This window comes from Exiguobacterium sp. E17S (assembly GCF_057772545.1).
On record NZ_JBYLRU010000008.1, the window covers coordinates 1 to 14,327 of the forward strand.

14 protein-coding genes, 1 rRNA gene and 1 other annotated feature are annotated in these 14,327 nt (G+C 48.9%); all 15 genes read left to right on the forward strand.

Annotated features, from left to right (window positions below; translation table 11 throughout):
- Positions 1–14 precede the first annotated feature (14 nt).
- A 5S ribosomal RNA gene (gene rrf / locus AC3B4V_RS15405) occupies positions 15–130 on the forward strand.
- A 131-nt stretch (positions 131–261) separates the two neighbouring features.
- Positions 262–717, forward strand: coding sequence for a CtsR family transcriptional regulator (locus AC3B4V_RS15410; RefSeq protein ID WP_023466578.1), 456 nt, complete (start codon positions 262–264; stop codon positions 715–717).
- 25 nt (positions 718–742) lie between these two features.
- Positions 743–1,171, forward strand: a complete 429-nt coding sequence (locus AC3B4V_RS15415) for a hypothetical protein (protein ID WP_029343073.1) — start codon at positions 743–745, stop codon at positions 1,169–1,171.
- On the forward strand, positions 1,164–2,237 hold the full coding sequence (locus AC3B4V_RS15420; RefSeq protein ID WP_488378834.1) for an ATP--guanido phosphotransferase: 1,074 nt from the start codon (positions 1,164–1,166) through the stop codon (positions 2,235–2,237). Before AC3B4V_RS15415 ends, AC3B4V_RS15420 begins: the two co-directional genes overlap by 8 nt.
- Positions 2,237–4,684, forward strand: coding sequence for an ATP-dependent protease ATP-binding subunit ClpC (gene clpC, locus AC3B4V_RS15425; RefSeq protein WP_023466588.1), 2,448 nt, complete (start codon positions 2,237–2,239; stop codon positions 4,682–4,684). The genes AC3B4V_RS15420 and clpC overlap by 1 nt, the downstream gene beginning before the upstream one ends.
- 76 nt (positions 4,685–4,760) lie before the next feature.
- A complete protein-coding gene (radA, locus tag AC3B4V_RS15430; RefSeq protein ID WP_488378835.1) occupies positions 4,761–6,137 on the forward strand; it encodes a DNA repair protein RadA in 1,377 nt (458 codons plus the stop codon).
- 127 nt (positions 6,138–6,264) lie between these two features.
- Positions 6,265–7,350, forward strand: coding sequence for a PIN/TRAM domain-containing protein (locus tag AC3B4V_RS15435; protein ID WP_023466590.1), 1,086 nt, complete (start codon positions 6,265–6,267; stop codon positions 7,348–7,350).
- Between the two features lie 132 nt (positions 7,351–7,482).
- Positions 7,483–8,166: a 2-C-methyl-D-erythritol 4-phosphate cytidylyltransferase gene (gene ispD / locus AC3B4V_RS15440; protein ID WP_488378836.1), complete on the forward strand. Its 684-nt coding sequence runs from the start codon at positions 7,483–7,485 to the stop codon at positions 8,164–8,166.
- Between the two features lie 2 nt (positions 8,167–8,168).
- Positions 8,169–8,651, forward strand: a complete 483-nt coding sequence (gene ispF / locus AC3B4V_RS15445; protein WP_029343079.1) for a 2-C-methyl-D-erythritol 2,4-cyclodiphosphate synthase — start codon at positions 8,169–8,171, stop codon at positions 8,649–8,651.
- Positions 8,652–8,694: 43 nt separating this feature from the next.
- The gene (gene gltX, locus AC3B4V_RS15450) at positions 8,695–10,143 is read left to right on the forward strand and encodes a glutamate--tRNA ligase (RefSeq protein WP_023466595.1); all 1,449 of its coding nucleotides are present in this window, start codon (positions 8,695–8,697) and stop codon (positions 10,141–10,143) included.
- Positions 10,143–10,361 (forward strand) — a binding site (T-box leader). It overlaps the preceding gene by 1 nt.
- A 9-nt stretch (positions 10,362–10,370) precedes the next feature.
- On the forward strand, positions 10,371–11,090 hold the full coding sequence (epsC, locus tag AC3B4V_RS15455; RefSeq protein WP_255343794.1) for a serine O-acetyltransferase EpsC: 720 nt from the start codon (positions 10,371–10,373) through the stop codon (positions 11,088–11,090).
- Positions 11,044–12,441: a cysteine--tRNA ligase gene (gene cysS, locus AC3B4V_RS15460; RefSeq protein ID WP_087681151.1), complete on the forward strand. Its 1,398-nt coding sequence runs from the start codon at positions 11,044–11,046 to the stop codon at positions 12,439–12,441. Before epsC ends, cysS begins: the two co-directional genes overlap by 47 nt.
- Positions 12,438–12,842, forward strand: a complete 405-nt coding sequence (locus AC3B4V_RS15465; protein WP_023466600.1) for a Mini-ribonuclease 3 — start codon at positions 12,438–12,440, stop codon at positions 12,840–12,842. Before cysS ends, AC3B4V_RS15465 begins: the two co-directional genes overlap by 4 nt.
- 85 nt (positions 12,843–12,927) lie before the next feature.
- Positions 12,928–13,692, forward strand: a complete 765-nt coding sequence (gene rlmB, locus AC3B4V_RS15470) for a 23S rRNA (guanosine(2251)-2'-O)-methyltransferase RlmB (RefSeq protein WP_488378841.1) — start codon at positions 12,928–12,930, stop codon at positions 13,690–13,692.
- On the forward strand, positions 13,689–14,219 hold the full coding sequence (locus AC3B4V_RS15475; protein ID WP_050677145.1) for an NYN domain-containing protein: 531 nt from the start codon (positions 13,689–13,691) through the stop codon (positions 14,217–14,219). Before rlmB ends, AC3B4V_RS15475 begins: the two co-directional genes overlap by 4 nt.
- Positions 14,220–14,327 lie beyond the last annotated feature (108 nt).

The following is a 14,327-nucleotide window of genomic DNA, read 5'->3' on the forward strand; positions in this document are numbered from 1 at the left end:
TAAGATAATAAATGTCTGGTGGCGATAGCCAAGTGGTCACACCCGTTCCCATGCCGAACACGGAAGTTAAGCACTTGAACGCCGAAAGTAGTTGGGGGCTTCCCCCTGTGAGGATAGGACGTTGCCAGGCACTTGACCGATCTGCAGATTGCAGGTCGGTCTTTTTGTGTTTTCTAAAAAGCCTTATCAGTTGCATTTCTTTTTTTAGATGATTACTATTAAATCAAACAATAGTCAAAGATGGTCAGAGAGGTGGTGCCAATGCAAAACATCACAGATATCATCGAAGCCTATTTAAAGCAAATTTTACACGACGAAAAGACGATTGAAATCAAACGTCAAGAAATTGCACAACGTTTTGACTGTGTTCCATCACAAATCAACTACGTCATTAATACTCGTTTTACGGTCGAGAAGGGCTATTTTGTTGAAAGTAAACGGGGTGGCGGTGGATACATTCGCATTCAAAAAATCGTTGTGCTCGATAGTCACGATCTATTAGACGAAGTCAGTTCATGGATTGGTGATCATTTGACGGAACAAGCTGCAGAAGATTATTTGATTCGTTTGATGAACGAACAATTACTGACGCGGCGGGAAGCTATTTTGATTCAATCGCTGTTGCAAAAAGAGAGTTTGCCAATGGCGGTCGAAGATCAACACCGGATGCGTGCCCACTTGATGCGGACGCTTCTTCAAACCATGAAGCGACTCTAGTCGTCGGACATTGGAGGAATGCATGATGCGTTGTCAACGATGTGGCGAACGAGAAGCAATCGTCCGTGTCAAACTTCCACAAGAATCGGAAACCGATGAAAAGTTCTTATGCTCGGTTTGTGTGCGGGAGTTAGCACGTGAATATCAAGGGACGGCGTGTCCGTCTTGTGGTATGACCCGTCAACAATTGCTTCATCTTCGTAAAGTCGGTTGCCCGACTTGTTATTCATTTTTTAAAGACGAAGTCGACGGCATGGTTCGTCAATTCCAACACGGTCATACGCAACATTATGGCTCACGGCCTGATGAGGAATCCGTTGAAAAACGATTGAACCAGCAGCTCAGTCGACTGAAAGAACAACTCAACCGCAAAATCTTAGCAGAAGATTATGAAGAAGCAGAAATCATAAAACAACAGATTGAGAGTGTCGAGGAGGATTTGCGTCATGTTTGAAGAGTTGCTCCAACACCCTCTAAGCAAATCGATGAATCAATCTTCTCCCTTTGACGACATCGTCGTCTCGACACGGATCCGGTTGGCGCGTAATACGACACGTTATCCGTTCTCAACGATGTTGTCAGAAGCACAAGCCAATGCGCTCATTGAAGAGACAGAACGCCAACTAAACGGGATGAAAGGGTTCCGGTTTGGTCGCGTCGATCAAGCAGATGTTCTGACGCGAACCGCTTTAGTAGAAAAGCATCTGATCAGTCCAGCGTTAGCAAGTCATCCACGGACAGGACTCTTCATTAGTGAGGATGAGCAGATCAGTGTCATGGTAAACGAAGAGGATCATTTTCGAATCCAGACGTTATTACCTGGGCTACAGCTTGAAGAAGCGTTTCGGATTGCAAAACAAGTCGATCGTTTGATCAGTGAACGATTTAAAATTGCTTTTGATGATACGCTTGGTTATTTAACGACATGTCCGAGTAACGTTGGAACTGGTCTTCGTGCTTCCGTGATGTTGCACTTACCGGGACTGGTCCTGACGAATCAGATTCAAGGCTATATCAAACACTTACGACAGCTAGGATTCGCGATTCGTGGGCGTTACGGCGAGGGAAGCGATGCCTCTGGTCGCATGTTCCAACTTTCGAACCAACGGACGCTTGGGGCAAGTGAAGATATGCTGATCACGGACTATCAATTTGCCGTCGAAGCATTAATTGAAGCAGAACAGGCAGCACGAAAAGGATTATTGGAGATGTATCAAGAAGAACTAGAGGACAGACTATATCGTTCCTACGGTGTCCTGACATCAGCTCGACTGATTACAGCGCGGGAAGCAACGGAACGACTATCGGATGTTCGCTTAGCAGACAGTCTGGGACTAGAAGTCAATCTTCCTCCAAATCTTTTTCATCAACTGCTCGTTTCATTACAAACAGGTTTTCTACAAAAGCATTTCGGGAAACAATTAACATCTAGAGAACGGGACATCGAACGGGCGAAACGAATCCGGACGATGTTAACCGAACAGACAAACAGGGATCACACACAAGGAGGTTTTGCATAATGATGTTTGGACGATTCACAGAACGTGCACAACGTGTATTGGCACTTGCTCAAGAAGAGGCAGTACGGTTGGGGCACCACAATATCGGAACAGAACACATTTTACTCGGACTTGTACGTGAAGGAGACGGAATCGCTGCGAAAGCCTTAACAGCACTCGGTCTCAGTTCAGATAAAATTCAGATGGAAGTCGAAGCATTGATCGGTCGCGGACAAGATGGTGCAACGACGATTCACTATACACCACGTGCGAAAAAAGTCATCGAGTTATCAATGGATGAGGCACGTAAACTAGGTCACTCTTACGTTGGAACAGAACACCTCTTGCTCGGATTGATCCGAGAAGGAGAGGGCGTTGCTGCTCGTGTCTTAAATAACTTGGGTATCAGTCTTTCAAAAGCCCGTCAGCAAGTACTCCAGTTGCTCGGGAACAGCGAAACGACAGCAAACGCGTCGCAAGCAGGTTCAGGTGTCGCAACACCAACACTTGATGGTCTTGCTCGTGATTTGACACAACAAGCGCGTGAAACACGTCTTGATCCAGTTATCGGTCGTGCGAAAGAAATTCAACGTGTCATCGAAGTCTTGAGCCGCCGGACGAAAAATAATCCGGTCTTGATCGGGGAACCAGGGGTCGGTAAAACGGCTGTCGTCGAAGGTCTCGCTCAACAAATCATCAACAATGAAGTACCGGAGACGTTACGCAATAAACGCGTCATGGTACTCGACATGGGGACACTCGTCGCTGGTACGAAATACCGTGGTGAATTCGAAGATCGTTTGAAAAAGGTCATGGATGAGATTCGTCAAGCGGGGAACATCATTCTCTTCATTGATGAGTTGCATACATTGATCGGAGCGGGTGGAGCAGAAGGTGCAATCGATGCATCGAACATCCTTAAACCATCGCTCGCACGAGGCGAACTCCAGTGTATCGGAGCAACGACTCTTGATGAGTACCGGAAATACATCGAGAAAGATGCGGCACTCGAACGTCGTTTCCAACCGATCCAAGTCGCAGAGCCAACAACGGATGAAGCAACACAAATCCTATTTGGTCTTCGCGATCGTTATGAAGCACACCACCGTGTGACGATCACAGACGAAGCGATTCAAGAAGCCGTCACATTGTCGGATCGATACATTTCGGATCGTTTCCTTCCGGATAAAGCGATCGATTTGATCGATGAAGCGGCATCGAAAGTTCGGTTGCGTTCATACACAGCACCACCGAACTTAAAAGAAGTCGAAGCAAAACTCGAAGGTATCCGCAAGGACAAGGACGAAGCGGTCCAAAGCCAAGAGTTCGAAAAAGCAGCAAGCCTCCGCGACACGGAACAAAAATTACGCGATGAGCTTGAGCGTTTGAAAGAGGAATGGCAGAATAAACAAGGCAACGAAAAACTTGAAGTCACAAAAGATGACATCGCACAAGTCGTTGCCAACTGGACAGGTGTACCGGTCACGAAGATCGCGGAAGAAGAGACGGATCGTCTCCTTCGCCTCGAAGAAATCCTTCACGATCGTGTCATCGGTCAAAACGAAGCCGTTAAATCGATTTCAAAAGCCATTCGTCGGGCACGTGCTGGACTAAAAGATCCAAAACGTCCGATCGGTTCATTCATCTTCCTCGGTCCTACTGGGGTTGGTAAGACAGAACTCGCCCGTGCGGTTGCCGAAGCGATGTTCGGAGATGAGGATGCGATCATCCGAATCGACATGTCAGAGTACATGGAGAAACATGCAACGAGCCGTCTCGTCGGTTCACCTCCAGGATATGTCGGTTACGAAGAAGGCGGTCAATTAACGGAAAAAGTTCGCCGGAAACCATACTCAGTCATCTTACTTGATGAAATCGAAAAAGCGCACCCGGAAGTCTTCAACATTCTCTTGCAAGTACTTGATGATGGACGCTTAACAGACTCGAAAGGTCGGACGGTTGATTTCCGTAACACGATCATCGTCATGACATCGAACGTCGGTGCAAGTGCCCTTAAACGGAATAAATATGTCGGATTCGCTGTTTCGGAAGATACGGATCGCGAATACAAAGACATGAAAGATAAAGTCATGGAAGAACTCAAACGGGCGTTCCGTCCAGAGTTCTTGAACCGGATTGATGAAACGATCGTCTTCCACTCACTCGAGAAACAACACATCGAAGAGATCGTGAAGTTGATGGCGAAAACCCTTGAAAAACGTTTGGCTGAACAGGAAATTCATTTCGAATTGACACCAGCTGCCCTCTCGAAGATTGCCGATATCGGATACGATCCAGAGTACGGCGCACGTCCAATCCGTCGTGCCCTTCAACGGGAAGCGGAAGACCGGTTGTCAGAAGCATTGCTCGCAGGCGATATCCAAAAAGGAGAACGTGTTGCGCTTGATGTCGAAGAGAACGAATTCATCGTTCGCCGGAATCACGTGAGTTCTGCCGCAACGGAATAAGCACTGAGCACAGGGCCAGCTTTCGCACTTTCTGAGCGAAGCTGGTTCTTTTTTTGAAACAGAAAGGATGAATCGATTGGCTAAGTTAAAAACAAAATTCGTTTGTCAAAGCTGTGGGACCGAATCACCGAAATGGATGGGACGTTGTTCTGGATGCGGAGAATGGAACACGATGGTCGAAGAAGTCGTCGAAGAGAAAAAAGGACGGCGCGGTGCCGCTTTCGTTCATACGACGACAAAACAATTGAAGCCAGAGCGCCTCGCGAACATCGTCTCACAAGAAGAGAGTCGCGTCTTTACCGGAAGTGGTGAATTCGACCGTGTCCTCGGAGGCGGTATCGTTCCAGGTTCGATGGTGCTTGTTGGAGGAGATCCGGGGATCGGGAAGTCGACGATCTTACTGCAGACGAGCGCACGTCTTGCCCAACGCGGCGAAAAAGTGCTCTACATTTCAGGAGAAGAATCGCTCAAACAAACTAAATTGCGCGCGGAACGGCTTGGCTTACCGACTCAGGATTTGTTCGTCCTTAGTGAGACGGATATGAACATGATTGAACGTGTCGTCGATGAAGAACAGCCACGTTTTTTAATCATCGACTCGATTCAAACCGTTTACATTGATGAAATCCAGTCTGCACCCGGGAGTGTGACACAGGTACGTGAATGTACGGCGATGCTGATGAAAATTGCGAAGAGTCGCGGGATTGCGATCTTCATCGTCGGTCACGTCACGAAACAGGGTTCGATTGCTGGACCACGTTTACTGGAGCACATGGTGGATGCCGTCTTGTATTTCGAAGGCGAACGTCATCATACGTTCCGGATTCTGCGTGCCGTCAAAAACCGATTTGGTTCAACGAATGAGATCGGAATTTTTGAGATGCGGGAGTCTGGTCTTGAAGAAGTCTTGAATCCTTCAGAAATTTTCCTCGAGGAGCGGACGTCCGGTGTATCCGGTTCGACGATCGTCGCTTCGATGGAAGGGACACGGACGGTCCTCGTCGAACTGCAAGCGTTGATTTCACCGACGTCATTCGGGAATCCTAGACGGATGGCGACCGGAATCGATCAAAATAAGGTGGCTTTATTGATGGCTGTGCTTGAGAAACGATCGGGTCTTCTCTTACAGACACAAGATGCGTACCTCAAGGCAGCCGGTGGTGTGAAGCTTGATGAACCTGCGATTGACTTGGCGGTTTGTGTCGCGATTGCTTCTAGTTTCCGTGACAAGCCGACGCATCCGACGGATGTCGTGATTGGTGAAGTCGGATTGACAGGTGAGGTTCGACGTGTATCGCGGATTGAACAACGTGTAGCAGAAGCGGCAAAACTCGGTTTCACACGGGCGATCATTCCGAAAAATAACTTAGGCGGCTGGACGTATCCGGACGGGATTACGGTCGTCGGTGTCGAGAGTGTGGATGAAGCATTACGTGAAACGATTCCGTTTTAAGCTGGAATGACGCAAAAAATGGGGGAACTGTAATGGATATGTAAACAGTTTCCCCTCCTTCCGGCGTAGGTAGTTCAAATCAGTACATGTTACAATGAACTTAAAATAAGCAAAGGAGGTGAGAAGATTGAAAATCGTCATTCGGGTATTTTTTGCATTACTCGGACTTGCCCTCGGGATTTTGTTGCTTCCTCAGTTCTTCCAATTAATTGAAACGGCAACGAATACGACATTCCCTGCATGGTTGATGAGCGAATACGTAACTGGAACGATTGGTGCACTCATATTCTTATTAATTGGATTATTCATTACGGATTCGGTAATTCGACTTCTCCGATTTTTAGAAGAACGACTCGTCAAAGCCCCAGTGGCAGATCTCTTTTTTGGAACATTTGGTTTGTTGATTGGGTTGGTACTGGCCTTTCTCGTCAGTACATTGATTGATTTAGTAGGTATTCCTGTCCTCAGTAACGTCTTAACGATCTTCGTGACCGCGTTGTTCGGATATCTTGGCTTTACGGTCGGGTATCGTAAACGTCATGAATTGACGAAAATCTTCTTACGTAGCAACCAAAGTGAGAAAAAGGCGACGCCAGAAGTCGTCGTTCCAGTTAAATCAAACAGTAAGGTACTCGATACGAGCGTCATCATTGACGGGCGGATCACGGATATCACGAAGACCGGTTTCGTCGAAGGAAAACTGATCGTCCCGCAATTCGTCATCGGTGAGTTGCAGTATATCGCCGATTCTTCGGATACGTTGAAACGAAATCGTGGACGTCGTGGACTCGATGTCTTAAAAGAGTTACAAGAGATCCCTGGAGTCGAGGTCGAAATTTATGATGGCGATTTCGAGGATGTACCGGAAGTCGATATTAAGCTGATCAAACTCGCGGAACTCGTCAAAGGGATCGTCGTCACGAACGACTATAACTTGAACAAAGTCTGTGAAGTCCGACATGTTCCTGTCCTCAACATCAATGATCTGGCGAATGCCGTCAAACAAGTCGTCATTCCAGGAGAAGAGATGACCGTCCTTGTCATCAAGGAAGGAAAAGAACAAAAACAGGGTATCGCCTATCTCGAAGATGGGACGATGGTCGTTGTTGAAGGAGGCAAACACCTCATTTCGAAAACAATTGGCGTTGTCGTCACGAGTGTCTTGCAGACGTCAGCTGGACGAATGATTTTTGCGAAACCACAAGAAAAATGAGACACTATGCCTAGAGAGACATCGAGAGGCATTCGGATAGACCCCGCAACGGATTCGATTTCATGATCGAGTCCGTTTTCGGTGTGATGGAATGGATCACGATGATCAGTGAGAGAGAAAAGAGGGAATGGGATGTCTACAGCCACATATCGCGTCGTCATCCCCGCTGCCGGTGCCGGTAAGCGGATGGGCGCAGATCGTAATAAATTAATGCTTGAACTAAGAGACCGTCCAATCATCGCTTGGACACTGGATGTCTTCGAGGCAGATCCGGCATGTACGGAAATCGTCCTTGCGATCAATCCACTAGAACAGGAATGGTTTACAAGTCTTATCGCGTCTTATAAGACATCGATTAGACTTGTCACGGGTGGTACCGAACGTCAGGAAAGTGTGCTCCGTGGTCTTGAGGCGTTAGAAGGCGAAGGGATCGTTCTGATCCATGATGGTGCCCGACCGTTCATTTCACAAGCAGCGATTCATGCGGTCGTCCAAGCGGCAGTCCTAGATCAGGCGGCGATTCTTGCCGTGCCGATTAAAGACACGGTCAAACGGATTGAAGCGAACCACATCAGCGAGACCGTCCCACGGGAACATCTGATGGCAGCGCAGACACCACAAGCGTTTGATCTTGCGACGATTCGCACGGTTCACGAAAAAGCGGCAACGAAATACCTAGGAACCGATGATGCAAGTTTGATAGAATGGGACGGAGGAAAAGTAACGATCGTCCACGGTCACTACGAAAATATCAAGATGACGACACCGGACGATTTGTGGTTCGGTGAAGCGATTCTAATGAAACGAGGGAAATGACGATGATTCGAATTGGACAAGGTTTTGATGTACATGCCTTTGCAGAGGATCGGAAATTGATTTTAGGCGGCATCGAGATTCCGCACACGAAAGGATTGCTCGGTCACTCGGATGCAGACGTCTTGTTACATACGATTGCCGACGCGGCACTTGGTGCAATCGCAGCAGGGGATATCGGAAAACATTTTCCGGATACGGATCCGGAATTCAAGGATGCCGATTCAGCAAAATTGCTGCAACATGTCTACGCGCTCGTTAAACAACAAGGGTATGAGCTTGGCAACCTAGATGCGACAGTCATCGCACAGGCACCAAAGCTTCGTCCGTACATCGACACGATGCGTGCGCGAATCGCGGAATTACTCGAAGCGGACATTGAACAGATCAATGTCAAGGCAACGACGACGGAATGGTTAGGTTTTACGGGACGAGAAGAGGGAATCGCTTGTCAAGCAGTGATTCTACTGAAACGAATCGAAGAATAAGGTATACTAGATAAGCGAATTTTAGTCGAAGGAGTGATTGGCAATGGCAGAAGTACGAGTACGTTATGCCCCAAGTCCAACAGGACACTTGCATATCGGGAATGCCCGGACTGCATTATTTAACTATCTCTTTGCGCGCCACTTAGGCGGTAAGATGGTATTACGAATCGAGGATACGGACCAAAAGCGGAACATCGCAGGTGGTGTCGAGAGTCAAATGAAGAACCTCGAGTGGCTCGGTGTCGATTGGGACGAAGGTCCAGGTCGCGGTGGTGAGTACGGTCCTTATTCACAAATGGAGCGTCTCGATATCTACCAAAAGTACACGGACGAGTTACTTGAAAAAGGACTTGCTTACCGTTGCTACATGACATCGGAAGAGCTCGAAGCAGAACGTGAAGCACAAATCGCACGCGGAGAAGCACCACGTTATTCAGGAGCGCACCGTAACCTGACAGCAGAACAAGAAGAAGCGTTCCGCGCAGAAGGTCGCACGCCGTCGATTCGGATTCGTGTACCGGAAGATGTTACGTATACATGGAATGATATCGTTAAAGACGACGTCTCATTCGAATCAAAAGACTTCGGTGACTGGGTCATCGTCAAAAAAGACGGCATTCCGACGTATAACTTTGCCGTCGTCATCGACGATCACTTGATGGCGATCAGCCATGTTCTTCGTGGAGATGATCATATTTCGAACACACCGAAACAAATGATGATCTATGATGCGTTCGGTTGGGAATACCCGACGTTCGGTCACATGACATTGATCGTCAACGAATCACACAAGAAACTCTCGAAACGTGATCACTCGATCATTCAGTATATCGAGCAGTATAAAGAGCTCGGTTATCTCCCGGAAGCATTGCTCAACTTCATCACGCTTCTCGGTTGGTCACCAGTCGGCGAACAAGAAATCTTCACGAAAGAAGAGTTCATCGAGATCTTTGACGCGGATCGTCTCTCGAAGAGTCCAGCTGTCTTTGACCAAAACAAACTAGCTTGGATCAACAGCCAGTACATGAAACATCAATCGTTCGAAGAAGTATTCGAAGCCAGTCTTCCGTTCCTACAAGAAGCAGGTCGCGTCGAAGCGTCACCTTCAGAAGAAGAGCTCGCTTGGGCACGTGATCTCGTTGCGTTATACCGCGAACAAATGACGCATGGCGCGGAAATCGTCAAGCTTTCAGAGATGTTCTTTGAGGACGAAGTGGTGTATGATGAAGAGGCAAACACTGTCTTGAGTGGCGAGACGGTTCCGACTGTACTTGCAGAATTCGCGAACCAGTTACGTGCTCTCGAAGAGTGGACACCAGAAGCGATTAAAGCATCGATCAAAGCGACGCAAAAAGCGACTGGTCAAAAAGGTAAAAACTTGTTCATGCCAATTCGTGTCGCGACGACAGGACAGACACATGGTCCAGAACTCCCGAACACGATTCAATTACTAGGAAAAGACCGTGTGCTTGCACGGCTTGAAGCAGAATAACGAAAGCGTAGACGAGGAAAGTAACGATGCGTCTTCTTCTCCAGAGACAAGCTCGAATGGTGCGAGGGCTTGAAGAAGCGAATCATGAAATGCCCCTCTGAGTGCTGCCCGAAATCCGTGAGAGTAGGCGCAGACGTATCTCCGGCGTTAACGGACGTCGAGAGGGACGAGTCAATCGTTCAAACAGAGTGGGACCGCGCTTCGTTAGCGTCTCTGTGCAGCAATGCATAGAGGCGCTTTTTCTTATGGAGAGGAGAACGTATATGACACGGATACGAGAAGATATCCGCAATGTGTTTGAGCAAGATCCAGCTGCCCGCAGCACGTTAGAAGTCATTTTGACATACCCGGGCTTACATGCGATTTGGATGCATCGCCTGGCCCATCGACTCTGGAACGCAAAGTTCCGCTTGCTCGGTCGATTAATTTCGCAGTTCAGTCGCTTTTTGACAGGCATCGAGATTCATCCAGGAGCGACGATTGGACGCCGGTTCTTTATCGACCACGGGATGGGTGTCGTCATTGGTGAGACGACGATCATTGGTGATGACGTCACGTTGTTTCAAGGCGTGACGCTCGGCGGAACGGGGAAAGAAACAGGAAAGCGTCATCCGACGATTGAAGACGGCGTACTTGTCTCTGCCGGTGCCCGTGTCCTTGGTGATATCACGATCGGAGCATACTCGAAAATCGGTGCCAGTTCCGTCGTCTTAAAACACGTTCCTCCAAATGCGACTGTCGTCGGCATTCCGGGACGTGTCGTCATTCAGGACGGTATGAAGGTCGAAGCACCACTTGATCATCGTTTCCCGGATCCGGTCAGCGAATGCCAAGAGCGGATTGAAATGGAACTAGAAGTATTAAAACAAGAAATTGAACGGATTAAAGGAGGGCGACGTCATGATTCAACTGTACAACAGCATGACCGGAAAAAAGGAACCATTTAAACCATTAGAAGAAGGAAAGGTCAAGATGTATGTCTGTGGCCCGACTGTATACAACTACATTCATATCGGGAACGCACGTCCAGCCATCGTCTTCGATACGGTCCGCCGCTACTTCACATATCGCGGATATGAAGTCAAATATGTCTCGAACTTCACGGACGTCGACGATAAGATCATCCGGACAGCGAACGAACTCGGAGAAGACTATCATGCGTTGACGAAACGTTTCATCGAGGCGTACCACGCGGACACGGGCGCCTTGAATGTCCAAAAAGCGGACATCCATCCGCTCGTCACGGAAACGATGGACGATATCATCGCCTTCATCGAAGTTCTCGTCGAAAAAGGCAATGCCTACGCATCAAGCGGAGATGTCTACTTCCGGACGCGTAGCTTCGATGATTATGGACAATTGAGCCAACAGTCGATTGATGAATTGCGTGCAGGCGCACGAATTGAAGTTGGAGAGAAAAAAGAAGATCCACTTGATTTCGTGCTCTGGAAAGCAGCAAAACCAGGAGAGCCGGCATGGACGAGTCCATGGGGCGAAGGACGACCAGGCTGGCACATCGAGTGCTCGGCGATGGCGAAGAAATACCTCGGGGAGACGATCGATATCCATGCTGGCGGACAAGACTTGAAGTTCCCGCACCATGAGAATGAGATCGCCCAGTCGGAAGCATGCAACTCACAGAAGTTCGCGAACTACTGGATGCATAACGGGTTCTTGAACATCGAAAACGAGAAGATGTCGAAGTCGCTCGGTAACTTCTTGACGGTCCATGAAGCGATCCAAGCAGTCGACCCGATGGTGTTACGTTTCTTCATGTTATCGGTTCAGTATCGTCACCCGATCAACTATAGTCGGGAACTAATCGATCAAGCAGCGAACGGTCTCGCGCGGATTCGCGAGTCGGTCGCAAACATCGAACACCGTCTTGAAATGACGGCCGATCTCGGAACAGGTGACGAGAAGTGGTTGAATCGTCTAGCGGCGATCAAGGAACATTTCATCACATCGATGGATGATGATTTCAATACAGCGAACGCTGTGACGGATTTATTCGATCTCTCGAAAGAAGCCAACTTGTACCTCGGAGAAGCACATGTGTCGAAACAGGTGCTCGAACAGTTCCTCGCACTCTTCTCGGAATTATCAGATGTCCTCGGTGTCACGTTGACAGTCGACAAAGGCTTACTCGATGAAGAAGTCGAACAGTTGATCGAAGAGCGGAACACAGCCCGTCAAAATCGTGACTTCGCACGAGCGGACGCAATCCGCGATCAGCTGCGTGATCAAGGGATCTTGCTGGAAGACACAGCACAAGGGATGCGGTGGAAGCGCGGATGAAGAACTACAAACAACTGAATGCACTCGCGTTAGCGTACATGGGCGATGTCGTCTATGAGATTCGTGTGCGGGAGCGATTGCTCGAACAAGGTTATGTGAAGCCGGGCGAGTTGCATAAAGCAGCTGTCCGGTACGTTCGGGCACAAGCACAAGCGACGGTCGTGACGCACTGGTTGAATACGGATGCGTTGACGGAAGAAGAGGCAGCGGTCGTTCGGCGCGGAAAGAACGCGAAATCCGGTTCTGTCCCGAAGAGCACGGACGTCCACACGTATCGCTACGCGACAGCATTTGAAGCATTGCTCGGTTATATTTATCTTTCAGAAGGAGGGGATCGCCTTGAAGAACTCATCGGACAAGCGTTCGAACTACTCGAAGCCGAAAAAACAGACGAATCCTAAGGCTACCGGTGCGAAGCCGAAAACGAAGGCGCAGCGCCCAGCACAAGAGAAACGAAAAGCCGCTCCAGTCAAGGAACAGCCTGTCATGATCGAACCACTCGAAGAAGGACAAGATTTCTTGTCAGGTCGTAATCCGGTCTTAGAGGCATTGCGGAGTGGACGAGAGATGAACAAGCTGTTCTTGCAGGAAGGACAACAAAAAGGACCGCTTGCCGTCATCCATGCGATGGCGCAGGAAGCGGGTATTCAAATCCAGCTCGTCCCGCGTTCGCGGTTAACTGGTTTAGCTGGAACGGAAAACCACCAAGGTGTCGTCGCAGCGGTTGCTGCGTATGAGTACGCCGAGATGGAAGATATCTTCGAGCTTGCACGTCAAAAGGATGAAACACCGCTCTTGATCGTGCTTGATGAACTCGAGGATCCACATAACCTCGGATCAATCTTGCGGACGGCAGATGCTGTCGGAGCACACGGAATCATCATTCCAAAGCGTCGCTCAGTCGGATTGACGCAAGTCGTCGCGAAGGCATCAACAGGCGCGATCGAACATATCCCGGTCGTTCGTGTGACGAACCTCGCTCGGACGATGGAGGATCTAAAGAAACAAGGTATCTGGTTCGTCGGAACGGATGCACGTGAAAGTGACGACTACCGGACACTCGATGGTACGATGCCGCTCGGAATCGTCATTGGAAGTGAAGGAAAAGGAATGAGCCGGCTCGTCCGTGAGAAATGTGACTTCCTCGTCCACCTCCCGATGGCAGGACATGTCACGTCGCTCAACGCATCGGTTGCGGCTTCGCTATTATTATATGAAGTCTACCGGACTAGAAAGCCGTATGCGCGATGAAATATGATCGCCTCATCGTAGATGGCTACAATATCATTGGCGCATGGCCAGAATTTCGGACGTTGCGGGAGCAAGACTTTGAATTAGCACGGGAACGGTTGATTCATGCGATGGCGGAGTACCAAGCCGTCACAGGGATCAGCGTTACGATCGTCTTTGATGCCTATCTGCAACCAGGGCGTGAGTCTCGGATGCTAAAAAGCGGAATCGATATCGTTTATACACGCGAAAACGAGACGGCGGACGAGTGGATTGAGAAAACCGCCGCTGACTGGCTGCAGGATATCCGGGTCAAGCTGACGGTAGCGACGAACGACTACACGGAGCAATGGGTCATCTTCACGCTTGGAGCACTCCGTATATCGGCGCAGGAACTCCGGCGTGAATGGAAAGCAGCAGTTGCCGTCATCAAGCAACAAACGACGTCTGCGAAGACGACGGCTCAACCGCGCTCGAAGATTGATTTACCGGAAGACGTCGTCGCGCGTCTCGAAGCGATTCGTCGACGAAAGAATTCAGATACATGATATGAACCATTCGTATGAGCAATCCGCCGTTCTCCTTCATTCGAGGGCGGTGGATTTTTTGTAGAAAAGATACATTTTGGATACAACAAAAGAGGTCATGCCAATTTT

Excerpts from the sequence above, each read along its gene's own strand:
- gltX (WP_023466595.1), top strand. The coding sequence starts at position 8,695 with ATGGCAGAAGTACGAGTACGTTATGCCCCAAGTCCAACAGGACACTTG.
- AC3B4V_RS15415 (WP_029343073.1), top strand. The coding sequence starts at position 743 with ATGCGTTGTCAACGATGTGGCGAACGAGAAGCAATCGTCCGTGTCAAA.
- ispD (WP_488378836.1), top strand. The coding sequence starts at position 7,483 with ATGTCTACAGCCACATATCGCGTCGTCATCCCCGCTGCCGGTGCCGGT.
- AC3B4V_RS15410 (WP_023466578.1), top strand. The coding sequence starts at position 262 with ATGCAAAACATCACAGATATCATCGAAGCCTATTTAAAGCAAATTTTA.
- AC3B4V_RS15420 (WP_488378834.1), top strand. The coding sequence starts at position 1,164 with ATGTTTGAAGAGTTGCTCCAACACCCTCTAAGCAAATCGATGAATCAA.
- cysS (WP_087681151.1), top strand. The coding sequence starts at position 11,044 with ATGATTCAACTGTACAACAGCATGACCGGAAAAAAGGAACCATTTAAA.
- AC3B4V_RS15475 (WP_050677145.1), top strand. The coding sequence starts at position 13,689 with ATGAAATATGATCGCCTCATCGTAGATGGCTACAATATCATTGGCGCA.
- clpC (WP_023466588.1), top strand. The coding sequence starts at position 2,237 with ATGATGTTTGGACGATTCACAGAACGTGCACAACGTGTATTGGCACTT.
- ispF (WP_029343079.1), top strand. The coding sequence starts at position 8,169 with ATGATTCGAATTGGACAAGGTTTTGATGTACATGCCTTTGCAGAGGAT.
- AC3B4V_RS15465 (WP_023466600.1), top strand. The coding sequence starts at position 12,438 with ATGAAGAACTACAAACAACTGAATGCACTCGCGTTAGCGTACATGGGC.
- rlmB (WP_488378841.1), top strand. The coding sequence starts at position 12,928 with ATGATCGAACCACTCGAAGAAGGACAAGATTTCTTGTCAGGTCGTAAT.